This window comes from Thalassovita taeanensis, assembly GCF_900110775.1.
Lineage (GTDB): Bacteria > Pseudomonadota > Alphaproteobacteria > Rhodobacterales > Rhodobacteraceae > Litorimicrobium > Litorimicrobium taeanense.
The window spans coordinates 47,266-73,883 of sequence record NZ_FOEP01000012.1 but is presented as its reverse complement, the minus strand read 5'-3'; the positions used below and the strand labels follow the sequence as shown (position 1 = coordinate 73,883).

The following is a 26,618-nucleotide window of genomic DNA, read 5'->3' as shown; positions in this document are numbered from 1 at the left end:
GTCAGAACGCTACTCCGGCCTGCCCCTTAAGGCCAAGCATCGCGCGCGCCTCGTCGGGTGTCGCGACCTCGCGGCCCAGTGCCTCGACGATACCACGTATCTTTTCGACCTGTTGCGCATTCGACTGTGCCAGCCGTCCACGGGCGATATAGAGGTTGTCCTCGAGCCCGACGCGCACATGCCCGCCCATGCCCGCCCCCATGGCGGCCATCGCCATCTGGTGACGCCCGGCAGCCAGAACCGAGAAGGTATAGCTGTCGCCGAACAGCTTGTCCGCAGTCCGTTTCAGATGGGTCAGGTGTTCGGGTTCTGCGGCGACCCCACCCAGCACGCCCATAACGAACTGGATGAAAATCGGCGCGTCGATCAAGCCGCGATCAACGAAATGGCGCAGCATATAAAGATGCCCGAGATCGTAGCATTCAAACTCGAACTTCGCGCCGCGTTCCTGCCCCATCAGCCTTAGAACCTCGGTGATATCGCGCGGGGTATTCTTGAACACGAGGTCATCGGAGTTGCGCAAGAACGGCTCTTCCCAGTCGTGCAACCACTCGGTGCGATTGCCCAACATCGGATAGAGCGCAAAGTTCATCGTCCCCATGTTCAGCGAGCACATTTCCGGTTTGGCCACCAACGGCCCCGCCAGACGTTGTTCCATCGACATGACGGCGCTGCCGCCCGTTGTCAGGTTCACAATCGCATCGGTACCCGCCTTGATCGTGGGAAGGAACGCCATGTAATCCTCGACCTCGGACGAGGGTTTGCCGTTGTTCGGGTCGCGGGCGTGCAGGTGCAGGATTGCGGCCCCGGCCTGAGCGGCCTCGATCGCCTGTTCAGCAATCTGCGGCCCGGTCACGGGCAGGTGCGGCGACATTGACGGCGTGTGGATCGAGCCCGTGATGGCACAGGAAATGATGATCTTTGACATGGTTCTTCTTTCTTACGCTCAGCGCGCCAGCGCGGGTCCGGCCTTGGCTGCGAACTGATCCAGAGCAATGGTGAGCTTGTCGATGATCTCTTCGACATGGTCTTCGGTTGCGATCATCGGCGGGCAGACAAGGAAATGGTCGCCCTCTATCCCGTCGCGCGTGCGGCGCGAATAGATGATAAGCCCCTGAGCATAGGCCAGTTCGACCAGTTCGAGATAGGCGGACAGGGCTTTGGGCAAGGGTGTCATCGTCTGACGGTCCGAGACCAGTTCGAACGCCAGAAGCAGCCCTTCGCCGCGCACGTCACCGATGAACGGGAACCGCTGCATCAGATCCTGAAGCCGGGATTTCAGCAAAGCGCCAATCCGTGCGGCGTTCTGCATCAAGCCATCCGTTTCGACCACATCAAGCACGGCAAGACCGGCGGCACAGGCCAGCGGGTTGCCGGCATAGGTATGGCCGTGCATGAACCCGCCCGCATCCAGAACGGGTTCGACAAAACGCTCGTGGGCAATCATCGCACCGAGGGGCGTATAGCCCGCCCCGAACCCTTTGGAGATCGCAATGATATCAGGTGCGACATCCCAATGTTCGGCCCCCATGAATTTCCCGGTCCGGCCACCGCCCGACATGACCTCGTCATGGATCAGGATCACGCCGTGGCGGTCGCAGATATCGCGCACGGCCTTCATGTATCCCGCAGGTGGCACCAATGCGCCGGTCGAGGCGCCCCCGACAGGTTCGTGAATGAAGGCCAGAACGCTGTCGGCGCCTTCCTCAAGGATTTTCGCCTCGAGCATGGCCGCATAGTGCAGGCCAGTGGCCGGATCGTTCAGGTCCAGCCCGTCAAGATAGGCACGGGGGGCGGGGATTTTCGGCATTGCCTGCATCATCGGCAGGAACGGGTCGGTCAGCGGCGCATAGCCGGTCAGTGCAAGCGCGCCCAAGGTCGATCCGTGATAGCTGGGGCTGCGCGAAATCACCTTCCAGCGGGATGGCTGACCGACCGTCACCGCATATTGCCGCGCGAGCTTGATGGCGCTTTCAACGGCCTCGGACCCGCCAGAGACGAAGAACACTTTCTCCATGCCCTCAGGCGACAGGCTGGCGACTTTTTCGGCCAGTTTTTCGCCCGGTTCCGATTCGAAGTGCAGCCGGTAGCCGAAGGTGGATTTATCCATCTGGCGCCGCATGGCTTCGATCACGCGGGGGTCGGAGTGGCCGATGTTGCTGACCATTGCGCCGGACGATCCGTCCAGATAGCGCGTGCCGTCGACGTCCCACATATAGACGCCCTTGGCCTCGGCCAGCATCGGGCGGCGTGCGCGGGTCTGATAGAAAAGATGGCTATTGCGCGTCATGTGATGTGCCTCCTGGAAGCGCCGAACAGTCTTTTGCCCGGAACCGCAGAGAGACCTGGGCGCCGGTTTCAAAGGGATGGTCCTCGATCATGTTGATCGCCTGCAACGCGTGGTTTCCGACCCGCAGGAAGTATCGGGCGGATTGCCCCTGATAGTCCACGTTTTCGACCGTGGCCGCGACCGCAAGCCGATCGTCGGCGGGGGCGGTCTTGGGGACAAGGTGAAGTTTTTCGGCACGGATCACCAGTTTGGCAGGACCCACCCCGGTAATCTGGGGGGCGCGGCTGCGAGGAATGACAAGTCGGGGGAAATCGATGATCTGAAGGCCGAGTTCGTCGCCCTGAATACCAAGCGAGGTGCCCGAAAGGATGTTCGAGGCGCCCAGAAACTGCGCCACGAATTCCGAGGCGGGGCTGTTGTAGACCTCTTCGGGCGAGCCAACCTGTTCGACCCGCCCCTTGGACATCACGATGATCTGGTCGGACATTGCCAAGGCTTCGGTCTGATCATGGGTCACGAAAACCGTCGTGACGCCGATCCGCTGCTGGATGCGCTTCAGTTCGACCCGCATGTCTTCGCGCAGATTGGCATCAAGCGCTGACAGCGGTTCATCAAGCAACAGCACGTCAGGTTCGATGACAATGGCGCGGGCAAGGGCGATGCGCTGCTGCTGCCCACCGGACAGTTCCTTGGGGTATCGCGCGCCCAAGTCTGGAAGCTGCACCAGCTCAAGCGCGTCGGCCACCTTGCGCTGCGTTTCTTCCTTGGAGACGTTGCGGTAGTTCAGGCCGAAGGCAATATTTTCGGCCACGGTCTTGTGGGGAAACAGCGCGTAGTTCTGGAACACCAGCCCGAGATTGCGCTTGTGGATCGGCACATCGTTCATGCGCTTGCCGTTGATCGCGATCTCGCCTTCGGTCGCGTCCAGCAACCCCGCGATCATGCGCAGCGTCGTCGTTTTGCCGCAACCCGACGGCCCCAGAAGGGTCACGAAGCTGCCCTGCGCAATGTCGAGCGACATGCGGTGAACGGCGGTGAACGTGCCGAACTGCTTGACGATATTAGTTAGGGATACTGCGCTCACGGCGGCTCACCTCCGGGTGTGAAACTGGCGGGTATGAAACTGGTTTCCCGACCCCACGCAGGTCGCAGGGTCGGGAATTTGGGGCTTAGTATCCGCGCTGAACGCGGCTGAAGGTTTCGGACCATTTCGCCTCGTTGCCGTTCCAATAGCCCGGATTGGCAAAGGTCAGACCCGACAGGGTGCCGGTCGCATCGAAGGCGGGCAGCGTCGGGATCTTGGTGCCCAGATCAACCTTGCTTGGGTCGAGTGCGGGCGGATAGTTCTGCCCTTCGGCCACGGCGATCGAGGTGACCGGATCAAGCATGAAGTTCAGAAGCTCTTCGCACGCGGCCATCGGGCTGCCTTTGAGCACGAACAAGCACTCCTGCCAGCCAAAACCGTTCGGCGGATCGTAATAGCCGATGTCGTGGCCCTGTTCCTGCAAGGCATAGATACGGCCCGACCAGGCTTCGGTCACATAGATTTCTTCCTCGGCCAGAAGGCTCATCAGCTCGGCACCCGAGGCCCAGTATTTCAGCGCCAGATCACGGTGCGCGCGCACGGCGTTCCAGACCGCTTCGATATCGGTGATGTTGTTGGGGTCCTGATCGGTTTGCAGCGCGCCGTACCAGATCCGGGTGCGCCAATCGCTCCAACCGCCGATCTTGCCCTTATAGGCGGCGTCGATCAGGATCTTTGCGCCCTTCTCTTTCATCTCTTCGTCCGAGATGTACTTGCGGTTATAGGCAAGGCCCGTGGTGCCGTAATCGTAGGGAACCGCGCTGAGGCTGCCGGGCGTCACCGAGGAAAACGCGTTGGTCAGGGCGGGCATGACCAGCTTCATGTTCGGGATGTTGTCGAGGTTCAGTTCGCTGGCCAGGCCAAAGCTGTGATAGCGGGCATAGTCGAACACGCCCGAGAGGTGCGCGATGTTATATTCGCCCTCTTTGCTGGCGCGGACCAGCGCAAGATATTCGTCGCCGCCCGGAAAGGTGCCATCGACAACCTTGACGCCGGTCTTGGCGGTGTAGGGATCGAATGCGTGTTTGCGGAACGCCTCGGACACGATGCCGCCCCAGCCGTCAAAGCGGACCTGCGAGGCGGTTTGTGCATTGGCGTATTTGGCAAAGGGGGTTTGCAAGCCATAGGCCGCACCGGCGGCGCCAAGCAGTCCAAAGAATTTGCGGCGGCTGATATCGCCATTTTGAAAACGGTCGCGCAAGCGCTCATAACGTGTTGTGTCGTCCATTTCAGTGGTCTCCAGGTTGGTTGTTTTAGGGGGTCGGGCGGTTCATCCGCCGCTTGTTTTATTCATGCGTCTGGCAAGCGCGAGGCCCAGCAATGGCAGCCCGACCGTCAGCGCGATGATGACTGTGCCAAGGGCGTTGATCTCGGGCGAGATTGAATTGCGCAGCATCGAGAAGATCTGTGTCGGGACGGTTTCGATGCCGCCCGGTTTCCAGAACAGCGTGCCAGTGATGTCGTCGAAGCTGATGGTGAAGGCAAACAGCCCCCCTGCGGCGACCGCTGGCATCAAAAGCGGCAGGGTCACGCTCATGAAGGTCTGGCGCGGCGAAGCGCCAAGGCTGAGGGCTGCTTCCTCGACATCGCGTTTGATGCTGACCAGACGGGCCTGCACCACAAGGATGACGAACGGCAGGGTGAAGATCACATGCCCCATCAGCAGCAAGGTGAAGCTTTTGCCAATTTGCAGGAAGTTCAGGAACAGCAGAAGTGCCACGGCCAAGACGACCTCGGGCACGAGGATCGGCGCGATCAGAAGCGTGGTGATCAGGTTGCGGCCCGGCACGCTGTATCGGACCAGCGCGAGGCTTGCGAGCACCCCCAACGTGGTGGATATGACCGCCGTCAACAGGCCCAGCACGATAGAGGTGCGAAACGCGCGCATGATCGTTTCGTTCTGCCACAGGGTTTCGAACCAGCGCGTTGACAGCCCGGTCATCGGGAAACTGCCGAACTGGTTGGCGTTGAACGACAAGAGCACAACCACCGCGATCGGCAGGAACATGAACATGTAGACAAGGATCGTATAAAGGCGGATGGCGCCCCATCCGAGGTTCAAACGAGTGCGCATCATCCCAGCCCCTTCGCAAGTTGGGCCATGCCCAGATACCGATTGTAGATCGCGACAAGAACGCCCAGCACCATCAAGAGCAGCAGTGACAGAGCAGAGCCCAGCGGCCAGTTCAGTTGCCGGATGATCGCTTCGAACACGAGGTTGGCGAACATCGCGTCGCGGGGTCCGCCCAGCACCACCGGCGTGATATAGGTCCCCGCCCCCAGCACGAAGCAGAGCAAGCCGCCCGCCGCGAGTCCGGGCAGCGACAGCGGCAGCGTGACCTGCAAGAAGGCCTGCCAGCGCGTGGCACCCAGTGACGTCGCCGCGTCTTCAAGGCTGGTGTCGATGCCATCAAGGCTGACGAAGATATTCAGAACCATGAAGGGCAGCAGAAAATGGGTCAGGCCCAGAATCACGGTCGTTTCATTATAAAGCATCTGGATCGGTTCGGAGACGATACCCAGCGACATGAGCACCGAGTTCAGCGCGCCGGAGACGCCCAGAATGTTGATCCAGCTCATCGTGCGGATGATGTAGCTGATCCAGAACGGCAGCATCAGCATGATCAGCAGGATCATCTTGTTACCTTGGGACCGGGCGATGAAATAGGCCGCCGGATATCCCAGCAGGGCACAGGCGATCGTGGTGATCGCCGATATTTTCAGCGTGTTCAGCAAGATATCACGGTAAAACCGATCCGTCAGCGCGGCCTTCCAGTTGTCGAGAAAGAACCCCGGCGTATCGGCGCCCACGGCGCTTCTTAGCCAGAAGGAATAGACCACGATAAACAGCAGCGGCACGATCAGAAGCAGGAAAATCGCCGTCAAAGCCGGTGCTAACAATATCCATGGTTGGCGTGCTTCGCGGGCCTCGATGCTCATTTTGGCAAATCTCTTCACGGCAGATGGTTGCGATTTCCCGGAGTTTGAAGCGCTTCGCCGCATTGATCCAATAGATAATTGATATTGTAACTATAGATGCTATCAATAGCCCCATGAGACATGAAACCCCGGCAGAGCGGCTTGCCCGCGAATTGGACTGGAACCTTTTGCGCACGTTTCTGGTGATCGCGACCTCGCAGTCCATCACCGATGCCGCCGACCGCCTGAGTCTGAAACAGCCAACCGTTTCAAGCGCGCTGAAGCGGCTGGAGGATCGCTTGGGGAAGCAGTTGGTCGAGCGCAAACCCGGCCGTTTTGCCCTGACCGATGCCGGGAAGCTGCTGTATGAGGAGACGATCGACATCCACGGCGCGATTTTGCGGCTTGGCACGGTCATGCGGAACGTCGAGAACGAGGTGCAGGGCCTTGTGCGTATCGCAACGGCCAGTCACGTTGTCTGTCCGCTGCTGGATACCGCGCTGTCGGATTTTCACGCCCGTCATCCGCGCGCGACCCTGTCGATCGAAGCCATGGCCAGCAAAGACGCCTTGGCCGCCGTCGCGTCGCGCCGGGTCTCGTTCGCGGTGTGCCTGGTGAAGGATCGAAGCCCGCGATTGGAGTATCGCCGTCTGTTCCGCGAATATTTCGGGCTCTTCTGTGGCCCGACCCACGCTCTGTTTGGCAAAACCGGGGTCGAAATGGCAGATCTGGCGGGGCAATCCTCGGTCAGTTTTATCACCGACCAGATGAGCGATGCCCTGCGCGCCGTCACCTTGATGCGGTCCGAGGCGCAATTGGACGCGCGCATCGTCGGGACCTCGCCCAATCTGGAGGAGGTGCGCCGGATGATCGTCGCAGGGCTTGGTATCGGTCCGCTGCCCATCCATGTCGTGCGCGAGGATATCGAGATGGGGCGCCTGTGGCGCCTGCCGCCGTTCGAGGCACCACCCCATGTCGATGTGCATGTGGTCTGGAACCCCAGCGCAAGAACCAACCGGGCCGAAGCGACCCTGCTGGCTGATCTTCTGGACAAGATCGAGACGACGCCGATGGAAGAGCGCATCTATGTCTAGCGATGGCGCGGGCTTGGGCGCATAGCACAATTAGTCGCTGAAGTGCCAAAGCGCTCGGGTCAGGTGTCGGGCAGACCCTTGGCACCACCAAAGAACAGCCCCCCTTTTGATCTGCATCACGGCGCGCCCGTTCATCCAGCGCTCGGAAAACCTGCCGTGGCGTTGACCGTTCCGGGTGCCTTTCGCCCGGCCTGAACCGCACCTTGTTGCGCACTGAAGTGCTGTGAAGATCGCACGAAAAAAGCCCGGGCGCGAACGCCCGGGCAGGTACTAAAGACCGATCAGGAAGGTTAATCAGCCCTTGGAAAATTCGGGATAGGCTTCCATGCCCAGCTCGGCTTTGTCGAGACCCATGATCTCGTCTTCTTCCGAAACCCGGATACCCATAACCATCTTGAGGATGTACCAGACGATCCCCGAAGCGATGAAGGTGAACACACCGACAACGATGATCGAGTACAGCTGCGTGCCCAGGCTTGCGTCGCCATTGGTCAGGACAACAGCGATGGTGCCCCAGATACCGCAGAACAGGTGAACCGGGATCGCGCCAACAACGTCGTCGATCTTCAGCTTGTCCAGGAAGGGAACAGCGAAGACGATGATCACGCCACCAACGGCACCGATCAGCGTTGCCGCACCCAGGCTCGGGGTCAGCGGTTCGGCGGTGATCGACACCAGACCAGCCAATGCGCCGTTCAGCACCATGGTCAGGTCGGGCTTCTTGTACAGCAGCTGAGTCAGGATCAGCGCGGCGATCGCGCCACCGGCGGCTGCGGTGTTGGTGTTGGCGAAGATACGGCTGATGTCAGCAACGTTGCCTGCGGTGTCCATGTACAGCTGCGAGCCGCCATTGAAACCGAACCAACCCAGCCACAGGATGAACGTACCCAGAGTGGCAAGCGGCAGGTTGGAACCCGGCATCGGGACAACACGGCCTTCTTTGTATTTGCCGATACGCGGTCCGAGGATCAGCGCGCCTGCCAGAGCGGCCCAGCCACCAACCGAGTGCACAACGGTCGAACCGGCGAAGTCGAGGAAGCCGCCGGCATCCAGGAAGCCACCGCCCCATTTCCACGATGCCTGAATCGGGTAGATCAGCGCGGTCAGGACGACAGTGAAGGCCAGGAACGGCCAGAGTTTGATCCGCTCGGCCAATGTGCCCGAAACGATCGAGGCGGTGGTCGCGCAGAACATCAGCTGGAAGAAGAAGTCCGAGCCAACCGACGCATAGGTCAGGTCGGTGTCGGGGCTTCCGCCGACTGCTTCCATTTCGGCCGCCGAGAAGGCACCAAGGATGCCGTCAATCGACCAGCCATCGCCCGGGTACATCAGGTTATAGCCGACGATGTAGTAGGTGATCGCCGCGATCGCAAAGAGCGCGATGTTCTTGGTCAGCTGCATCGTCACGTTTTTCTGGCGCACCAGACCCGCTTCGAGCATCGAGAAGCCAGCCCCCATCCACATCACCAGGAAACCGGTCACAAGGAACATGAAGGTGGTAAAGATGTATCCGATTTCGCCTGTCGGCGGGGTCATATCGGCCTCTTGGGCCAGACCCAGACTTGGAACTGCGATCAAAGCAGCGGCCAAAGCCAGTTTCGTTACACGATTCATTTGCATTTCTTTTCCCCCGTCCGCGACTTACAGCGCGTCATCATTGGTTTCGCCGGTGCGCACGCGTACCGCCTGTGCCACGTCGAGCACAAAAATCTTGCCGTCACCGATCTTGCCGGTGCGGGCTGTGTTGGTGATGGTCTCGACGACCTGATCAACCATCGCGGCATTCACCACGATTTCGAGTTTCACTTTCGGTACGAAGTTCACCGCGTATTCTGCACCGCGATAAATCTCTGTGTGGCCCGACTGCGAGCCGAAACCTTTGATTTCGGTCACCATCATGCCGCGCACGCCGATATCGGTCAGCGCCTCGCGGACCTCCTCCAGCTTGAACGGTTTGATCGTTGCAATGATGAGTTTCACCTTGATCCCCTTGTCGTTATTCTGCGGGTGGCCCCGCTCGGATTGCATAGGCAGCAAAACACGAGAGTCAGGCGTTAGGGGAAGCGGACAGCCCAAAAAAGCGACGCCTTCCTAGGTGGAATGGGTAATTGTTGTGCAAACGTCATATTTTGCCCAATTATTGAGCGCAATAAAAACCCAAGGTGGGGGTGCGGAAAGCCTCAACATTTACCGTAACACCCTGTATGCTGCATAAAACAGCAGGCCGGGCAGGGTTAAGCATGAGTGATTCAGGTCGGAAAAAGCCGCCATTGGTGGCTGATCGGCGCTATTCGGCGAAGAAAAAACCGACCTCGGCCAAAACGTCAAGCAAGACCGCGAGTAAGGCGCCGATCAAAACACCGGCCAAAGCTTCGGCCAAACGCCGGGCGGCGCCGCGCAAGGTCGCGCGCAACCCGATTGTGGCCGCGCTTAGGGCTGTGGTGCGCTGGATCTTCCGGTTGATCTGGGGATTTAGCTGGCGGATCGGCGCCATCGTTTTCGCACTGCTGGCGCTGTCGGTCGGATATATTTACATGACCCTGCCCGAGGCCAATGCCTTGCTGGACGGTCGGGCCAAAGGATCGGTTACGCTGACCGACCGCAGCAGTCAGGTGTTTGCCTGGCGCGGGGATCAGTTTGGCGGCGTTGTCACGGCGCAAAGCGTTTCACCCCATCTGAAGAACGCGGTGATCGCCACCGAGGACAAACGGTTTTACCATCATTTCGGCCTGTCGCCGCGCGGGATTCTGGGCGCGGTACGGATCAACCTGCGCGAAGGCCGCGGGCCGCTTTCGGGGCATGGCGGGTCAACCATCACGCAGCAGACGGCCAAGCTGCTGTGCCTTGGGGTGGTTTACGACCCTGAGATCTGGAAAAACGAGACCGCTTACGAGGCTGACTGCCGGACCGGGTCATTGTGGCGCAAGATCAAGGAAGCGACCTTTGCCCTGGCGCTGGAGGCGAAATACACCAAGGACGAAATTCTTTCGATCTATCTGAACCGGGCCTATCTGGGCGGTGGCGCCTATGGGGCCGAGGCCGCAGCGCAGCGGTTCTTTGGCAAGCCCGCCTCGGCGCTGAGTGCGGCGGAGGGGGCGATGCTGGCCGGGCTGTTGACTGCGCCGACCTCGCTTGCGCCGACCAACAATCTGGAACGTTCGCAGAACCGGGCGGGTGTTGTCATCGGGTTGATGCAGGACCAGGGGTATCTGTCGGACAGCCTCGCGCGCGATGCGCTGGCCAACCCGGCAGAGCTGTCGGAAGCCGCCGAGGCGCGCGCGGGCGGATATTTCGCCGATTGGGTCATGTCATCGGGGCCGGAGTTTTTCACCCGCAATTCGGCGGCGGATGTGGTGATCAAGACCACGCTTGACCCGCGCATTCAGAAAGCCGCCGAAGACGCGCTGACCTATATCTTTGACGAAAAGGTCAGGGAGGGGTCCAAGGCGCAGGCGGCAATTGTGGTGATGTCGGCCGACGGCGCGGTGCGCGGCATGGTGGGCGGGCGCAAGACCAAGGTGGCGGGCGCCTTCAACCGCGCGACGCAGGCGTTGCGGCAGACCGGGTCGGCCTTCAAGCCGTTCGTTTATGCGACAGCGCTGGAAATGGGCTATTCCTCGAACGACACGATCGAGGACAGCCCGGTCACGATCAACATCCCCGGATCGGGGCCGTGGACTCCGCAGAATTATGACAAGAAATTCCATGGACGCGTCACCCTGACCGAGGCGCTGCGCAGTTCGTTGAACATTCCGGCGGTGAAGGTGGCGCAGTCGGTCGGGCTGGATATGGTGCGCAAAGTGGCATCGGAGTTTGGCATTCAGTCAGATCTGGCGCTGGGTCCGGCGCTGGCGCTGGGGGCGTCGGAAAGCACGTTGATCGAAATGACGGGCGCCTATGCCGGTATCCTGAACGGTGGCAGCTCGGTCACGCCTTACGGTCTGGTGGAACTGCGCATGCAGGGCGATACGGAACCGGTGATGACCGCAACCGGCGGGATCGGCGAGCGGGTGATCCGCGAGGATGCGGCGCAAGAGCTGATCTGGATGATGTATCAGGTCACCACCCGCGGCACCGGTTCCCGCGCCAATCTGGACGACCGCGAAGTGGCAGGCAAGACCGGCACGACGCAAGCGGCGCGCGATGCCTGGTTCATCGGGTTTTCCGCCGATTATGTCGCCGGGGTCTGGATGGGGTATGATGACAACACCCCGCTGCGTGGTGTCACCGGTTCGGGCCTGCCGGCCGAGATCTGGCATGAAACCATGGTGCGGGTGCATGAAGGCGTGCCCGCGTCGCCATTGCCGATGTTGCGCAACGGGTCAGCGCCGAAGAAAACCGCACCGGTCGCCAAGGCAAAGCCCGAGCGACGGGATACGCAGACCGGCATTGAGAAGATGTTGCGGGATCTTTTGGGCGGCGGCGGAAACCGCTAGGCCACTGTGAAACACTGGGCCGGGCCGTAACCGAGGCTGCTGCCCCGGTCACGTGCCGACCAGTTTGCGCGGATCAGCCCGCGACGCGCAGGTCGGTGATCACGCCGTCGATGTCACCCTTGCGACGGTCCAGCATGGCGCCGATCTCGGTCCGTTCGGTCAGCAGCATGTTGATGCCTTCGATGAACAGGTTGAAGAACAGATCCTTGCCGCTGCGATCGGAGACCAGGAAGGTCACCTCGAACGGGGCTTCGCCGCGCAGGTGCGCCGTGGTTTTGACTTCATAGAAGCTTTTGACCGGCCGCGCCGCATCGACGACGATCTTGCCGCCAATGAATTCGCGGAACCGCTTGCCGTATTTCACCGAAATATAGCGCTGGAATGCCTTGGTGAATTCGCGCATCTGGGCCGCGGACGCACGACGTGCATCGACCCCCAATGCATAGCGGGCGATTGTCGGCACATCGGAATAGCGTTCGAAAATCTTCTCGAAATCGCCGTACATCTGCTGTTCGGACCGGCCCGAGGCGATCACCTTGTTGATCGCGGCGACCAGTTCATCAATCAGCTTCTTCGCTCCAGCCTCGGTCAGGGCGAACGACGGAGCTGGCAAGACTGCGGCCAGCGCGGATGCGCTGAGCAATGACATTACCTTGCGGCGGGAGAAAAAGTTACTCTGCATAGGGGTCCTCATAAGCGCTTGCATAGGGGTCCAGATAGTCTGCTTCTTGGTCGCGGCCCAGATCGAACCGACGATTTTGCAGGTAAATCAATCGTGATTGGGCATAGCTGTCGGCGCTTTCATACAGAATGGAATCGACCATTTCCGCATAGCGACCGCGATCCCCGATTTTCGAGGCGACGCTGGCAGCGGTGCCGTAATATTTCTCGGGTTTGGGCAAGGTATAGGACAGCGGGTTGGTGAAGATATCGACCACCTTGCCAACGGTATCCCGCTCGGTCGAGGGACCAAACACCGGCAGTTCCACATAGGCGCCTTCGCGTGCGCCCCAAGCATGCAGTGTTTCGCCGAAATCGGTATCATCGGCGTATACGCCAAAATCGGCGGCCACATCGAACATGCCGCCCAACCCGAGGGTCGAGTTGACAACAAAGCGATAGGTGTTGTGAACCATGCCTTTAAGGTCGGCCTGAAGCAGGTGGTTCACCGCCATGCCCGGCTCTGACAGGTTATCGGCAAAGTTGCCGACGCTGGTCTGGATATCGCCCGGCACCACCGCCGCATAGCTTGTGCCCAATGGTCGCACCAACGCCCGGTCGAGCGAGCGGTTAAACTCGTGCGTTTTGCGGTTCTGGGGTTCGTATGGGTCAAAGACATCGTCGCGGGACACCGCTGACGGATCGGGCGCGGTGCAGCCGGCCAGTAAAACTGTTGCGGCCAGAAACGCGACCTTGCAACTTGCGCGAACAGGATGTTTCATGTGCTGAATATTCAAAGCGCCAACCAAAATTTAGGACTTTCAAGTGTATGTAATTCAAGTGAATCGCAATCCCAGCCCATCTGTGCTGCTTCTATGCCGTCTGTGGCAGATTAGAGACAGAAACCGGCAACTTTGATTTTACACTGAATAACCTACGAGCGAAACACATAGAACGCTCGAAACAGGCGGATGGCGGAATAGCGCGAATGAAACAAATAAAAACAGCAGCAGGACAAGCGGAGTTGCGCGCGGCGCGGCGCGAAAGCAGGGGGTTGTACTGGGCCGTGGCGCTGTTCAGCCTTTTTGTGAATTTGCTGATGCTGACCGCGCCGCTGTATATGCTTCAGGTTTATGACCGGGTTCTGGGCAGCAGGTCGTTGGAAACCCTGATGGGCCTGACGCTGCTTGTGGCCTTTCTTTTCGTGATGATGGGCCTGTTGGATTACGCCCGGACCCGGATCATGTCGCGCATTGGCGCCCGGCTTCAGTCGCGGTTGGATCGGCGGGTTTTTGATGCGGTGATCCGTCAATCCGCACTCAAGCCCAATGCTGCCACGGCAACGGGGCTTCGCGATCTTGAGGCGGTCCAGCGCCTGATTGGCTCGCCCGCGCTGACCGCCATGTTTGATATTCCCTGGACCCCGCTGTTTCTGGCCGGGATCATGATTTTTCACCCATGGCTTGGGTATCTGGCAATTTCTGGCGGGGTGGTTTTGGTCCTGATCACAGTGGCCAATCAGGTATTGACGCGCGTCTCTGTCGCGGGGGCCAACAACGCCATGGTCGCAGCCGAGATGATATCCTCGCAGTTGCAGTCCGAAGCGGAGGCCGTGCAGGCAATGGGGATGCGGGATGCCACCTTCGCCCGCTGGCAGCGCAGCCGCACCGAGGCGCTGGAGCAATCTGTTACGTCCTCTGATATGGGACGGGGGTTTTCGGTACTTACGCGCACGTTCAGGCAATTCCTGCAATCGGCCATGTTGGGACTTGGGGCTTATCTTGTTCTGCGCGGCGAGATGACCGCGGGCGCGATGATCGCCGGGTCGATTTTGATGGGGCGCGCGCTTGCTCCGATCGAAAGTCTGATCGGACAGTGGCAGGTCGTGCAACGCGCGATTAAAGGCTGGTCAAGCCTGGCAGAATTGCTGAGCGCCGTGCCGCCCGAACAGCCGCGCACGGCCTTGCCGATGCCGCGTGCCCTTCTTGAGGTTCAGCAGGCCACCATCGTGCCGCCCGGCGAATCGCAAGCGTCCCTGCGGGTGCTGAGCTTTACCGTGCAGCCGGGCGAAGCCGTGGGTGTGATCGGCCCCTCGGGCGCGGGCAAATCAACGCTGGCACGCGCATTAACCGGATTGTGGCGCCCGGCCGGCGGCAAGATCCGCCTCGATGGGGCCACGCTTGATCAATATGACCCGACGGTTCTGGGCCAGCTGATCGGGTATCTGCCGCAGCGGGTTGAACTGTTCGACGGCACGATTGCGGAAAACATTGCGCGCCTTTCACCGCAGCCGGATGCCGAAAAGGTGGTGGCCGCGGCGCGGCGCGCCGACGCGCACGAAATGATCCTGAAGCTGAACGATGGCTATGACACCCGCGTCACTGCCTCTGGGGGGCGGCTGTCGGGCGGGCAGATTCAGCGGATCGGTCTGGCGCGTGCGATGTATTCCGACCCGGTTATTCTGGTGTTGGACGAGCCGAACTCGAACCTGGACAACGAGGGATCGCAAGCCCTGAACGTGGCGATCCGAACGCTGAAATCAGAAGGAAAGTCAGTGCTGATCATGGCGCACCGGCCGGCCGCGATTCAGGAATGTGACCTGCTTTTGATGCTGGAAGGCGGGGTGCGCGTGGCCTTCGGACCCAAGGACGAGGTTCTGCGCGAGGTTGTGAAGAACCATCAGCAGATCAACAAATCCAGCGATCGGGGAAGCATACGATGACGGACCGCAAGCAAACGGCCTTTTCGGCGCGCGGATCCCTGGTGTTGGGGGGGCTGGCGCTGCTTTTGCTGGTTGGCGGGTTTGGCACTTGGGCCAGCCTGACCAATATTTCCGGCGCAATCGTGACCAGCGGGCGGATCGAAGTCGATCAGAACCGGCAGATCGTGCAGCACCCCGATGGTGGCGTGATCGCCGAAATCCTGGTGGATGAGGGCGATACGGTTGTGTTGGATCAGTTGCTGATCCGCCTTGATCCGACCGAGTTGAATTCGCAACTGGCCATCACCGAGGGCCAGTTGTTCGAGCTGATGTCGCGCCGTGGGCGGCTGGAGGCAGAGCGTGACGGGCGCGAGGTGGCCGAGTTCGATCCGATACTGATCGAAGCCGCGAGCCGGGTCCCCGATGTGCGTGGCCTGATGGAGGGGCAGTCCCGCCTGCTTGAGGCGCGATCCGCCTCTGTCGCGCAAGAGACAGAGCAGTTGGGCAAGCGGCGTGGCCAGATCCAGAACCAGATCGACGGCATTACCGCCCAGCAAACGGCGCTGGAAAAGCAGCTGGCGCTGATTATTGAAGAATTGAATAGCCAACAGAAATTGCTGGATCGCGGCTTGGCGCAAGCCTCGCGCGTGTTGAGCCTCCAACGTGAGCAGGCCCGGCTGAGCGGCCAGGTCGGCGAGCTGACGGCGCAAACCGCGCAGGCCGCAGGGCGAATCACCGAGATTGATATCGAGATCCTCAAGCTAAGCACCCAGCGGCGGGAGGAGGCGATCACACGGCTGCGCGACCTGCAATACCGCGAGTTGGAGCTGGCAGAGCAGCGCCGCGCCCTGCTGTCACGGCTGAACCGGCTGGATATTCGCGCGCCTGTTTCGGGCATCGTTTACGGCATGCAGTTTTTCACGCCGCGCTCGGTCATTCGGCCCGCCGATCCGGTTCTGTATCTGGTGCCGCAGGACCGCCCGCTGATCATCGCCACGCAGGTCGATACCATTCACATCGATCAGGTCTATCCGGGGCAAAGCGCCATCCTGCGGTTCCCGGCGCTGGATCAGCGGCGCACCCCCGAGCTTCAGGGGCATGTGACCAAAATCTCGGCGGATGCCTTCACTGATGACGCCAACAAACGGTCGTTTTACCGAGCGGAAATCATTCTGGACGATGCGCAGTTCGAACGCCTGCCAGAGGGCACAATCCTGATCCCCGGAATGCCGGTCGATGCCTATATTCGCACAGCGGATCACACGCCGCTGGCGTATCTGGTCAAACCGTTCACGGATTATTTCGCCAAGGCGTTCCGCGAATAGAGGTGGCTGCGCGGGCTTTGCATCCGGGAAAATCCCGGCTAGCGTCCGCGCAGTACAAACCGACAGGAGCGACCAATGACCGGCCCGATTGAAACCCGCTTGGCGCAGCTTGGCGTCACTTTACCCGATGCACCCGCGCCCGCCGCCAATTACGTGCCCTTCGTGCAGGTTGGTGATCTGGTATTCGTTTCGGGGCAAATCTCGAATGGGCCGGGTGGGTTTATCACCGGCAAGCTGGGCGCGGACATGACCACCGAAGATGGTGCAGCGGCGGCAAGAACCTGTGCGATCAGCCTGCTGGCGCAGCTGAAAGCGGCCTGCGGCGGCGAGATTGACCGGCTGGTGCGGGTGGTCAAGCTGACCGGGTTCGTCAATTCGACACCGGATTTCACCGAACAGCCCAAGGTGATCAACGGCGCCTCGGATTTTCTGGTCGAGGCACTGGGCGACATTGGCCGCCATTCGCGCTCGGCCGTGTCGGCGCCGTCACTGCCGCTGGGCGTCGCGGTGGAAATCGAAGCGATTTTTCAGATCAAATGACCACGCTTCCTCCGGCCTTTCTGAAGATCCCTTTGGCGCACCGCGCGCTGCATGACATCGCCGCGGGTCGGCCCGAAAACTCGCACGCCGCCATTCAGGCGGCGATCGACGCCGGATATGGGATCGAGATTGATCTGCAGCTTTCCTCGGACGGGGAGGCGATGGTGTTTCACGACTATGATCTGAAGCGGCTGACCGGGCAAACCGGCCCGGTGCAACGCCGCAGCGCGGCCGAGTTGGGGCAAATCGCACTGCTGGGCGGCATCGATACGATACCGACGCTGAACCGCGTTTTGGCGCAGGTTGCAGGGCGCGTGCCGCTGCTGATCGAGATCAAGGATCAGGACGGCGCAATGGGGGCCAATGTTGGCCGTCTGGAACAGGCCACCGCCGATGCTTTGCAGGGCTATGGCGGGCCGGTGGCGGTGATGTCGTTCAACCCGAATTCGGTGCAGAAAATGGCGGCGCTGCGGCCCGATGTGCCGCGCGGGCTGACCACGTCGGCCTATCGCCCGGAAGACTGGGCGCCGCTGCCCGCACGCCTGTGTGACCGTCTGCGCGAGATCCGCGATTACGACGCGACCCGCGCGTGTTTCATCAGCCACGAGGCCGAAGACCTGCCGCGCCCCCGCGTTGGCGACCTGAAACGGCGCGGCGCGGCGGTGCTGTGCTGGACGATCCGATCCGCTGCTCAGGAGGCACAGGCGCGACAGATCGCGCAGAATATCACCTTTGAGGGTTACGGCGCGGAAATCCCGTCTTGATCCCAAGGCCCCGCGCCCCAGATACTGGGCTTGGGATGCGGGGCCGATAAATGACCGATGAAACCATAGAAATTCAGGTGCTTACCTCGCTGACGCAAATCAGCGCGCGCGATTGGGATGCCTGCGCCTGCCCCGAGGCCACGGACGGCGGACGCGCCGATGACCCGTTCACCACCTATCGTTTCTTGCGCGCGCTTGAGCAGAGCGGCTCGGTCGGGCCGGGCACGGGGTGGCAACCGCGATATATGGCGGCGTATCTGGACGGTCAGGTGATCGCTGTGGCGCCGCTTTATGCCAAGGGGAACAGTCAGGGCGAATATATTTTCGATCACAACTGGGCCAATGCCTATGAGCGGGCGGGGGGGCGGTATTACCCCAAGCTGCAACTGGCGGTGCCGTTCACGCCCGTCACCGGGCGGCGGTTTCTGACCCGTCCGGGGTTCGAGGCGGCCGGGCAATCGGCGCTGGTGCAGGGCGCGGTACAGTTGGCGGCGGATAACCAGCTGTCATCGCTGCATATCACCTTCTGCACCGAAACCGAGGCACAGGCGGGGGCGCAGATGGGCCTGATGCCGCGCAGTAGTCAGCAGTTTCACTGGCTCAACGACGATTATGACACGTTTGACGATTTCCTCGCCTCGCTCTCGTCGCGCAAGCGCAAGGCGATCCGCAAGGAACGCGCGCGGGCCAATGATTTCGGCGGTACGATCCGCTTGCTGACCGGCGAGGACATTGAGCCACAGCACTGGGAGGCGTTCTGGCAATTCTATCAGGATACCGGCGCGCGCAAATGGGGCACGCCTTACCTGACGCGGGCATTTTTTGACCGGATGCACGATACGATGCGCGATGATATACTGCTGATCATGGCAGAGCGGGACGGGCAGCCGGTCGCGGGGGCGCTGAACTTTATCGGGGCGCAGGCACTTTACGGCCGCTATTGGGGCTGCACCGAAGATCACCCCTGCCTGCATTTTGAAGCGTGTTATTATCGCGCCATCGACTTTGCCATCGCACAGCGGCTTGACCGGATCGAGGCGGGGGCGCAGGGCGAACACAAGCTGGCGCGCGGGTATTTGCCGGTGACCACGCATTCGCTGCACTGGATCGCCGATCCGGGGTTTGCCGATGCGGTTGCGACCTATCTGGAGGGGGAGCGCGCAGCCGTGGCGGAAGATATTGAAATTCTGACATCCTATGGACCGTTCAGAAAGACCGAAGGGGAGGACCACCAATGAACGAATTGCTGAGTGACACCGGGCGCAAAGCCATGTTAGAGCCGCTGTTCGCAGCGGGCTGGGCCATGGTCGAGGGGCGGGATGCCATCGCCAAGACCTATGACTTCACCGACTTTACCGAGGCGTTTGCCTTCATGACGCGGGCCGCGCTGTGGGCCGAAAAATGGGACCACCACCCGGAATGGAGCAACGTTTACAAAACCGTGCATGTGATCCTGACCACTCATGATGTGGACGGGCTGAGCGCGCAGGATGCAAAACTTGCCAGAAAAATGGACCAATTGACCACATGACGCTTCAAGACCTTATGACCACCGAAATCTGGAATGGAAAAACCCTTGGCGATCTGCTGACGCTTGAATTTCTGGCCTCGGTGGCCGGGTCGGTTCTGGGCGCGGTGGCGATCTTGTTGCTGGGAATCATGCTGTCGGGCTGGGCGCGGCGGCGCATCACCCGGCTGGGCAAGAAACACGCCCGGCTGGACGATACGCTGTTTGCCTTCCTTGGCAATATCACGCGCTATGCCATTCTGGCCTTTGCCATTCTGTTCGTGCTGAACACATTCGGTATTCAGACCACTTCGATTGTGGCTTTGATCGGTGCGGCGGGTCTGGCGATTGGTCTGGCCTTGCAGGGCACGCTGTCGAACGTGGCCGCCGGGGTGATGATCATCCTGTTCCGGCCAATCAAGAACGGCGATTTTGTCGAGATTGCAGGCCAATCCGGCACGGTCCGCGATATTTCGCTAAACTATACCGAGCTGGCAAGCCTGTCGAACACCCAGATCATCATTCCCAACGCACAGGTCTGGGGCAATGTGATCACCAATTATTCGGTCTATGACACCCGCCGCGCGGAATGGCTGTTTGGGGTATCTTATGGCAGTGATCTGAAGCTGGCCGAGCAGATCATCCGCGATACGGTGCTGTCGGACCCACGCGCGCTGGCCGATCCGGCGCCGTTTGTGCAGGTGAACAATCTGGGCGACTACTCGGTCGACTTTCTGGTGCGGGTCTGGTGCAAATCGTCGGATTTCTTTGTGTTTCAGGCCGATATGAAACGCGCCGTGAAAGAAGCGTTTGATGCCGCCGGGGTGGAGATACCCTTCCCCACCCATACGGTCGTGCAAACCGCCTGAGCCACGAAAAAGGGCCACCCGGTGGGGCGGCCCTTTGCCTTCGGTCTGATGTCTGGTCAGATCGCTGCGACCAGCGCCTCGCCGCCGGAAACCTCGCAGGTGCCCTTGCCGGTTTCGGGATGGAACACCGTCACAACACCGTCCTCGACCATCATTGCATAGCGTTTCGAGCGGCCGATCAGACCGATCGCAGCCACATCAAAGCTCATCCCGATGGCCTTGCTGAAGCTGCCGTCGGCGTCCGACAACATGGTGATCCCGGCTGCGGTCGCGCCGGTGGCCTCGCCCCAGGCCTGCATCACGAAGGGATCGTTGACGCTGATGCAGATGATCTCATCCACGCCCTTGGCCGCGAACTGATCCTTGGTGCGGACAAAGCTGGGCACATGGGCCGAATGGCAGGTCGGCGTAAACGCCCCCGGCACGGCGAAAACTGCCACTTTGCGGCCCTTCAGGCGGTCAGCCAGGGCCACCGGTGCCGGGCCATTTTCGCCAATCGCCACCAGCGTCGCCTCTGGCAGGCGGTCTCCTAAAGAAATGGTCATTGTCGATCTCCGTCCTTGATTGCGCTTCCCTTGGCGCTGCATATAGGTTCTGACCAACCGGAAACCAGAAAAATCAGGCCTGCGGGGACCATGAGATGAAAAAGATAGTTGTGATCGGGGCGGGACAGGCAGGATCGTCACTCGTGGCCAAGCTGCGCAATTCCGGGTTTGACGGCAGCGTGACCCTGATCGGCGAAGAGCCGGTGCCACCCTACCAGCGCCCGCCCCTGTCCAAGAAATACCTGCTGGGCGATATGGAGCTTGAGCGGCTTTTTCTGCGCCCCGAAAGCTTTTATGGCGAGCATGACATCGCCCTGCGCCTGAACGAAACCGTCGTGGCGATTGACCGTGCCAACAAGCAGGTGATCACCGCGGGCGAGGCGTTGCCCTATGACGATCTGGTGCTGGCCACCGGATCGGTGCCGCGCCGCCTGCCGGGGGCGATCGGGGGCGAGCTGCCGGGGGTGTTCACCGTGCGCGACCTCAAGGATGTGGACAGCATGGCACCCGCCTTTGTCGCGGGCGCGCGCGTGTTGATTGTTGGCGGCGGATATATCGGGCTAGAGGCGGCGGCGGTTGCGGCCTCCAAGGGGCTTGATGTGACATTGGTGGAGATGGCAGACCGGATTCTGCAACGGGTCGCGGCGCCTGAAACCTCGGACTACTTCCGCGCGCTGCACACCTCGCACGGCGTGACCATCCGCGAAGGCGTGGGGCTTGAGCGCCTGCTGGGCGACGCGCATGTCACCGGTGCGCGGTTGAGTGATGGCAGCGAGCTTCCGGTGGATTTTGTTATTGTCGGCGTCGGGATCACCCCCGCCACGCAACTGGCCGAAATGGCCGGTCTTGAAGTGGAAAACGGCATCAAGACCAACGCGCTGGGGCAGACCTCAGATCCGCATATCTGGGCTGCGGGCGATTGCGCCTCGTTCCCCTATCAAGGCGCGCGGATTCGGCTGGAATCGGTGCCGAACGCGATTGATCAGGCCGAATGCATAGCCGAAAACATCATGGGCGCGGGCAAGACCTATGTGCCGCAGCCGTGGTTCTGGTCGGATCAGTATGATGTGAAGCTTCAGATTGCGGGGCTGAACACCGGCTATGACCGCGTGATCACACGGCCCGGTGACAAGCCCGGTGCCACCTCTTTCTGGTACTACAAGGGTAAGCAGCTGCTGGCGGTGGATGCCGCCAATGATCCGCGCGCCTATATGATTGGCAAGCGCCTGATTGAGGCTGGAAAATCCCCCGCGCCCGAACAGATTGCAGACCCCGCCACCGACCTCAAAGCGTTGCTGAAGTGAGGATCATAGCGGGGGCATTCCGTGGGCGCGCCCTTGCCTCCGTCGGCAAAGGCGATGCGGGCGCGCATCTGCGCCCGACCACCGACCGCACCCGTGAAAGCCTGTTCAACATGCTGTCGGGCGGTCGGTTCGGTGATCCGATCAGCGACGCGCGCGTGCTTGACCTGTTTGCCGGCACCGGCGCTTTGGGGCTCGAAGCGCTGTCGCGCGGCGCGACGCATGTGACCTTCGTCGATGACGGGGCCAAAGCGCAAAACCTGATCCGGCAGAATATCGACCTGTGCGACGCGCGCGCCCTGACAAAGCTGGTCCGCCGCGACGCGCGCCGCCTGCCCGAAAACCCCGATGCGCCCTACAGCCTTGTTTTCCTCGACCCGCCCTATGGCAAGGGTCTGGGCGAACTCGCACTCGCCGCCGCCCTGACCGGCAATTGGATCGCCCCCGATGCGCTGATCGTGTGGGAAGAAAACAGCCCTCTCACCCCGCCCGCGCCGCTGACCCAGCTTGACGCGCGGCAATACGGCGACACGACCATCACCCTTTTCCGGGCCTGATCCCAGCTTCTTTCTGATGCAAATACTCACTGCGCCAACCGCGCCGCACCCGGGGGCCATCCATTGTCGCGCGCTGTCCGGCCCGAATGAAACTGCGGGCCGCCCGAGGTAATTTATTTCATCAATACCACGGGCACTTTGCAGGTGCGGATCATTTCGGTCGTGGTCGATCCAATGATCATGCTGCGGATCCGGCTGTGGCCATAGGCGCCCATCACCAACAGATCAAACCCTTCGGCCTCGATCAGCTCTCCCAATGCGGTGTCGGGTTGCCCCTCAACGATCTTGACCTCGGCGCTGTGGCCGCCTGCGGCCAATGTGGCGCGGGCGTCTTCCAACCCCTGTTGCACGGTGGTGTTTGGTGTCCCCACGGTCACCACGGTGCAAGCCAGCCCGGCAAACAACGGGTTGCGTGCGACATAGTCCACTGCCTTCATCGCCGACACGCCACCGTCATAGGCGACCAGCACCCGTTCGACCGGCTTGAACGCCCGGTTCGCCACGAACACTGGCGTTTTGGCGGCGCGCACGATCCGCTCCAGATTTGATCCAAGGTGCAGCTTGGCGAAATCTGCCGCCTCGCCGCGCTTGCCGATCACGATCAACTGGCTGTCGGCTTCTTGCGTGCTGACGGTTTCGACCATATCGCCGATGCGCAGATGCGGCACGATGTCAGTCACGCCCTGCGCCTCGATCAGCGCGCGTGCGTCGTCCAGAATGGCCCGACCCTGCGCCTGCGCCAGTTTGGCGCGCTGCGCGTCAAGTTCGGCCAGTTCGGCCAGCAGCGCACTGCGCGCGCCCAGCTTGATCTGTCCGCTCAGGTCGCCCTTGGCCCCCTCGCGTCGCCCCAGCACGTGATAAAGCGCAACCGAGGCTTCCATCCGCCCGGCGATCCAGCCGGCATACTGACACACGCTTTCGGAATAGGCCGAGCCATCCACCAATGCGATGATTTTTCCGGTCATGTCTGTGCCCTCCTCAATGCGCCATCAGCTTGTCCATCGCGCCGGGCTTGTCATGCTCTGCCAGCCGGTCGACGATGGTTTCAGATGCCGTGTTCATACCGATGATTTCGACCTCGGCCCCGTCCCTGCGGAACTTGAGCACAGCCATGTCCAGCGCCGCAACAGAAGAAATATCCCAGATATGAGCGCGCGACACGTCGATCACGACTTTCTCCAGCGCCTCGCGGAAATCAAAGGATTTCATGAAATCCTCGGATGAGGCAAAGAACAGCTGCCCCTCGACGATGTATGTCCGCTGGCGTCCGTCCGCGCTCAGCTCGGACCGCACGCCGAACAGCTGCGCAATTTTCCAGGCAAAGAAGATGCCCGACAGCAGCACGCCCACAAGCACGCCAATCGCCAGGTTATGAGTGAAGACCACAAAGACCACGGTGGCCAGCATCACGACGCTGGACGACACCGGGTGATCGCGCAGGTTACCGATCGAGGACCAGCTGAAGGTGCCGATCGACACCATGATCATGATCGCCACAAGTGCCGCCATCGGGATCCGCGCCACCAGATCGCCAAGGAACACGATCAGGATCAGCAAAACCACCCCGGCGACAAAGGTGGACAGCCGCCCGCGCCCGCCGGATTTCACGTTGATCATCGACTGGCCGATCATCGCACAGCCCGCCATGCCACCAATAAAGCCGGTAAAGAAGTTGGCCACGCCCTGGCCGATACATTCCTGATTGCGGCTGCTGGTGGTGTCGGTCAGCTCATCCACCAGGTTCTGGGTCATCAGGCTTTCGAGCAGGCCAACGGCGGCCACTGCGGCCGAATAGGGCAGGATGATCATCAACGTTTCCAGCGTCAGCGGAATGTCGGGCAACAGGAAAATCGGTAACGTATCCGGCAGATCGCCCATATCGCCCACGGTGCGCAGATCCAGCCCCATCGTCAGCGAAATCGTCGTCAGGATCAGGATACAAACCAACGGCGAAGGCACGGCCTTGGTCAGCAGCGGGAACAAATAGATGATACCAAGCCCAGCGGCGACCATCACATAGGTCAGCGGCGGCACCCCGATCAGTTCGGGCAGCTGCGCCATGAAGATCAGGATCGCCAGCGCATTCACGAACCCCGTCATCACCGAACGCGACACAAACCGCATCACATACCCCAGCCGCAGCAACCCCGCGCCGACCTGCAACACGCCCGCCAGCACCGTCGCGGCCAGCAGGTATTGCAGCCCGTGATCCTTGACCAGCGTTACCATCAGCACCGCCGTTGCCGCCGTCGCCGCCGAGATCATGCCGGGCCGCCCGCCCACGATTGCGGTGATCACCGCAATCGAGAACGAGGCATAGAGCCCCACCTTGGGATCGACCCCAGCGATGATGGAAAAGGCAATCGCCTCGGGGATCAGCGCCAGCGCCACAACAAGCCCGGACAGCAGATCGCCGCGGATATTGCCGGTCCACTCACGAGCATAGGAATTGAGGGAAATCATCGGAAATCGGGCCTCCATCGCCAGTGCCTGTTCGGCACGGGGTGATCGGTTCAAACAGTCAGCATTGCGCCCCGGTCACGTTTCCCCGGTCCGCACGTTTCCCTGCGCTTATAAGGCCCTGACCCCGCACCGCAAGCCAAAGCCCACCACCACAGGACCACGCAGCCACCTGCGCCACACCAACGTGCCTTGGATTTCGGCATATCACCGATTGCGGCGTTAGTCCGGCGTGAAGTTTGCCCGCCACGCCGGAAGCCGTATCAGCGCAAGGGTGCTGGCGTCTTCCGCGATCACATCAAGTTCGCCACCATGCAGTTCAACAATTTTGCGGGTCAACGGCAGGCCCAGACCCAGACCGCCGACCTTGCGCGTATTCAGCGAGCCGCCCACGACGAACGGCCTGTACAGCGCATCAAGATCCACTTCGGCGCCCAGTTGACCGTCATCCGTGATTGAGATCTCGATATGCCCCTCTGGCGAAATCTGCGCGCTGAGGTCCAGATGATCGCCACCATGCAGGGCGGCATTCTCGATCAGCGCGGTCAGGGCCAGTTTGATTTGACTGCGGTCTATATACACCGGGTCAGGCACGGAAAACTGCGTGATCCGCACGGTTTTGGCTTTGCCATCCAACCCCGGCCCGAGAATTTCAAGCGCCTCGTCCAGAACTTGGCGCAGGTCCTCGTGGCTTTGGTTCAGGGCCAGATCACCCGTGGAAACATCGCTGAACGCAATTACGGTTTCGATCAGCTCGCGCAGATGTTGACAGGAGCGGCGTGCGGCGCGCGCCATCACCCCTTCGGGGGCATCGACAAGACGCGCCTCAAGCAACCCGGTATAGCCGAAGATCACGGTCAGAGGCGTAAGCAGCTCGTGGCGGATCAGGGCCAGAAATTCTTTCCGCCCGCCGCTGATTTCATCGGCCTGCCTGGCTGCATCCGGCAATTCGCGTTCAAGCGCTGCGGCCACCGCATTGGCCAGTGTCCGCAGGATGTTCAGGCTGGCCTCGCTTGGGGCGGCGTGCGGCACCAGATCCAGCGCGCACAAGCTGCCGACGCGAAAACCCGAGGACAATATGATCGGCGCGCCTGCGTAGAAGCGCACATTCGGTTCATTGGCGACCAACGGATGGTCAACAAACCGCGGGTCCTTGGTGAAGTCCGGTATCACCATCAGATCGTCGGACATGATCGCATGCGTACAAAACGATTGATCCCGAGGAATTTCCGGAAGCTCGATCCCCACAACGGATTTGAACCATTGGTGCTTCTCCTCGACCAGACTGATATGTGCGATCGGACAGTCAAACAGCTGTCGCACGGCGTCGGTCAGCAGGTCGAACACCGGTTCGGCGATGTCGTTCAAGCCGGGCAAACTACGGAGCGCTTCCAAGCGGGCCGCGTCATTGAAGGGTATCGGATATGATCGCATTCTTGTCTGGTTGTCCTGTTTTTCTGCAAGCGAAGCTACTTGCAGGGCACTTACCCCAAGGCAAACATATCCCGTGAATGCATAATTGAAATAGGCCGTGACTTTTAAGCAGTCACAGGCCCCGCTTACGCG

The 26,618-nt window shown here is 60.9% G+C and carries 25 protein-coding genes; 11 read left to right on the top strand and 14 right to left on the bottom strand.

The window, feature by feature from the left end:
* Window position 1: 1 nt before the first annotated feature.
* The 6 genes from kce to BSF79_RS14825 form a co-directional block, all read right to left on the bottom strand.
* Window positions 2-928 carry a 3,5-dioxohexanoate:acetyl-CoA acetone transferase gene (gene kce, locus BSF79_RS14850; RefSeq protein WP_090270613.1) on the bottom strand — a complete coding sequence of 309 codons (927 nt, stop codon included), beginning with the start codon at window positions 926-928 and terminating at the stop codon, window positions 2-4.
* A gap of 18 nt (window positions 929-946) precedes the next feature.
* Entirely contained in the window at window positions 947-2,290 is a 1,344-nt protein-coding gene (locus tag BSF79_RS14845; RefSeq protein ID WP_090270612.1) for an aminotransferase family protein, read from the bottom strand.
* A complete protein-coding gene (locus tag BSF79_RS14840; RefSeq protein ID WP_090270611.1) occupies window positions 2,277-3,374 on the bottom strand; it encodes an ABC transporter ATP-binding protein in 1,098 nt (365 codons plus the stop codon). The genes BSF79_RS14845 and BSF79_RS14840 overlap by 14 nt, the downstream gene beginning before the upstream one ends.
* Window positions 3,375-3,459: 85 nt before the next feature.
* Entirely contained in the window at window positions 3,460-4,602 is a 1,143-nt protein-coding gene (locus BSF79_RS14835; protein WP_090270610.1) for an extracellular solute-binding protein, read from the bottom strand.
* Between the two features lie 42 nt (window positions 4,603-4,644).
* A complete protein-coding gene (locus tag BSF79_RS14830) occupies window positions 4,645-5,448 on the bottom strand; it encodes an ABC transporter permease (protein WP_090270658.1) in 804 nt (267 codons plus the stop codon).
* On the bottom strand, window positions 5,448-6,332 hold the full coding sequence (locus BSF79_RS14825) for an ABC transporter permease (protein ID WP_245776418.1): 885 nt from the start codon (window positions 6,330-6,332) through the stop codon (window positions 5,448-5,450). The genes BSF79_RS14830 and BSF79_RS14825 overlap by 1 nt, the downstream gene beginning before the upstream one ends.
* Window positions 6,333-6,427: 95 nt before the next feature.
* On the opposite strand from BSF79_RS14825, the gene BSF79_RS14820 reads away from it, so the two are divergent.
* On the top strand, window positions 6,428-7,387 hold the full coding sequence (locus tag BSF79_RS14820) for a LysR family transcriptional regulator (RefSeq protein ID WP_090270608.1): 960 nt from the start codon (window positions 6,428-6,430) through the stop codon (window positions 7,385-7,387).
* 294 nt (window positions 7,388-7,681) lie between these two features.
* Here the strand turns inward: BSF79_RS14820 and BSF79_RS14815 are convergent, their stop codons facing one another.
* Both BSF79_RS14815 and BSF79_RS14810 read right to left on the bottom strand, forming a co-directional pair.
* Window positions 7,682-9,001: an ammonium transporter gene (locus BSF79_RS14815; protein ID WP_090270657.1), complete on the bottom strand. Its 1,320-nt coding sequence runs from the start codon at window positions 8,999-9,001 to the stop codon at window positions 7,682-7,684.
* A 27-nt stretch (window positions 9,002-9,028) separates the two neighbouring features.
* On the bottom strand, window positions 9,029-9,367 hold the full coding sequence (locus BSF79_RS14810; RefSeq protein ID WP_090270656.1) for a P-II family nitrogen regulator: 339 nt from the start codon (window positions 9,365-9,367) through the stop codon (window positions 9,029-9,031).
* 260 nt (window positions 9,368-9,627) lie between these two features.
* Between BSF79_RS14810 and BSF79_RS14805 the strand changes: the two genes are divergently transcribed.
* Window positions 9,628-11,823: a transglycosylase domain-containing protein gene (locus tag BSF79_RS14805; protein WP_090270607.1), complete on the top strand. Its 2,196-nt coding sequence runs from the start codon at window positions 9,628-9,630 to the stop codon at window positions 11,821-11,823.
* Window positions 11,824-11,896: 73 nt separating this feature from the next.
* Here BSF79_RS14805 and BSF79_RS14800 read toward each other — a convergent pair whose 3' ends face one another.
* Together BSF79_RS14800 and BSF79_RS14795 are read right to left on the bottom strand one after the other, a co-directional pair.
* Window positions 11,897-12,505 carry an MlaC/ttg2D family ABC transporter substrate-binding protein gene (locus tag BSF79_RS14800; RefSeq protein WP_090270606.1) on the bottom strand — a complete coding sequence of 203 codons (609 nt, stop codon included), beginning with the start codon at window positions 12,503-12,505 and terminating at the stop codon, window positions 11,897-11,899.
* Window positions 12,495-13,265, bottom strand: coding sequence for an MlaA family lipoprotein (locus tag BSF79_RS14795; protein ID WP_245776417.1), 771 nt, complete (start codon window positions 13,263-13,265; stop codon window positions 12,495-12,497). Before BSF79_RS14795 ends, BSF79_RS14800 begins: the two co-directional genes overlap by 11 nt.
* A gap of 206 nt (window positions 13,266-13,471) precedes the next feature.
* Here BSF79_RS14795 and BSF79_RS14790 point away from each other — a divergent pair, with 206 nt between their 5' ends.
* The 7 genes from BSF79_RS14790 (at window position 13,472) to BSF79_RS14760 (ending at window position 20,189) form a co-directional block, all read left to right on the top strand.
* Window positions 13,472-15,205, top strand: coding sequence for a type I secretion system permease/ATPase (locus BSF79_RS14790; RefSeq protein ID WP_090270605.1), 1,734 nt, complete (start codon window positions 13,472-13,474; stop codon window positions 15,203-15,205).
* Window positions 15,202-16,509, top strand: a complete 1,308-nt coding sequence (locus BSF79_RS14785; protein ID WP_090270604.1) for an HlyD family type I secretion periplasmic adaptor subunit — start codon at window positions 15,202-15,204, stop codon at window positions 16,507-16,509. Before BSF79_RS14790 ends, BSF79_RS14785 begins: the two co-directional genes overlap by 4 nt.
* A gap of 75 nt (window positions 16,510-16,584) precedes the next feature.
* On the top strand, window positions 16,585-17,049 hold the full coding sequence (locus BSF79_RS14780; protein WP_090270603.1) for a RidA family protein: 465 nt from the start codon (window positions 16,585-16,587) through the stop codon (window positions 17,047-17,049).
* Window positions 17,046-17,813, top strand: coding sequence for a glycerophosphodiester phosphodiesterase family protein (locus BSF79_RS14775; RefSeq protein ID WP_090270602.1), 768 nt, complete (start codon window positions 17,046-17,048; stop codon window positions 17,811-17,813). The genes BSF79_RS14780 and BSF79_RS14775 overlap by 4 nt, the downstream gene beginning before the upstream one ends.
* 50 nt (window positions 17,814-17,863) lie before the next feature.
* Window positions 17,864-19,051, top strand: a complete 1,188-nt coding sequence (locus tag BSF79_RS14770) for a GNAT family N-acetyltransferase (RefSeq protein ID WP_090270601.1) — start codon at window positions 17,864-17,866, stop codon at window positions 19,049-19,051.
* Window positions 19,048-19,344, top strand: a complete 297-nt coding sequence (locus BSF79_RS14765) for a 4a-hydroxytetrahydrobiopterin dehydratase (RefSeq protein WP_090270600.1) — start codon at window positions 19,048-19,050, stop codon at window positions 19,342-19,344. The genes BSF79_RS14770 and BSF79_RS14765 overlap by 4 nt, the downstream gene beginning before the upstream one ends.
* Window positions 19,341-20,189: a mechanosensitive ion channel family protein gene (locus tag BSF79_RS14760; RefSeq protein WP_090270599.1), complete on the top strand. Its 849-nt coding sequence runs from the start codon at window positions 19,341-19,343 to the stop codon at window positions 20,187-20,189. Before BSF79_RS14765 ends, BSF79_RS14760 begins: the two co-directional genes overlap by 4 nt.
* Before the next feature lie 56 nt (window positions 20,190-20,245).
* Here BSF79_RS14760 and BSF79_RS14755 read toward each other — a convergent pair whose 3' ends face one another.
* On the bottom strand, window positions 20,246-20,734 hold the full coding sequence (locus tag BSF79_RS14755) for a peroxiredoxin (protein WP_090270598.1): 489 nt from the start codon (window positions 20,732-20,734) through the stop codon (window positions 20,246-20,248).
* Window positions 20,735-20,829: 95 nt separating this feature from the next.
* On the opposite strand from BSF79_RS14755, the gene BSF79_RS14750 reads away from it, so the two are divergent.
* Both BSF79_RS14750 and rsmD read left to right on the top strand, forming a co-directional pair.
* On the top strand, window positions 20,830-22,038 hold the full coding sequence (locus tag BSF79_RS14750; protein WP_090270597.1) for an NAD(P)/FAD-dependent oxidoreductase: 1,209 nt from the start codon (window positions 20,830-20,832) through the stop codon (window positions 22,036-22,038).
* Window positions 22,035-22,592 carry a 16S rRNA (guanine(966)-N(2))-methyltransferase RsmD gene (gene rsmD, locus BSF79_RS14745; protein WP_090270596.1) on the top strand — a complete coding sequence of 186 codons (558 nt, stop codon included), beginning with the start codon at window positions 22,035-22,037 and terminating at the stop codon, window positions 22,590-22,592. The genes BSF79_RS14750 and rsmD overlap by 4 nt, the downstream gene beginning before the upstream one ends.
* A gap of 113 nt (window positions 22,593-22,705) precedes the next feature.
* Here rsmD and BSF79_RS14740 read toward each other — a convergent pair whose 3' ends face one another.
* From BSF79_RS14740 to BSF79_RS14730, 3 genes are all read right to left on the bottom strand, one after another.
* Window positions 22,706-23,557, bottom strand: a complete 852-nt coding sequence (locus BSF79_RS14740; RefSeq protein ID WP_090270595.1) for a universal stress protein — start codon at window positions 23,555-23,557, stop codon at window positions 22,706-22,708.
* Window positions 23,558-23,570: 13 nt separating this feature from the next.
* A complete protein-coding gene (locus BSF79_RS14735; protein WP_090270654.1) occupies window positions 23,571-25,055 on the bottom strand; it encodes a SulP family inorganic anion transporter in 1,485 nt (494 codons plus the stop codon).
* A gap of 219 nt (window positions 25,056-25,274) precedes the next feature.
* Window positions 25,275-26,420 (bottom strand): GAF domain-containing sensor histidine kinase, encoded by a 1,146-nt coding sequence (locus BSF79_RS14730; protein ID WP_217650078.1) that lies wholly within the window; start codon window positions 26,418-26,420, stop codon window positions 25,275-25,277.
* Window positions 26,421-26,618 lie beyond the last annotated feature (198 nt).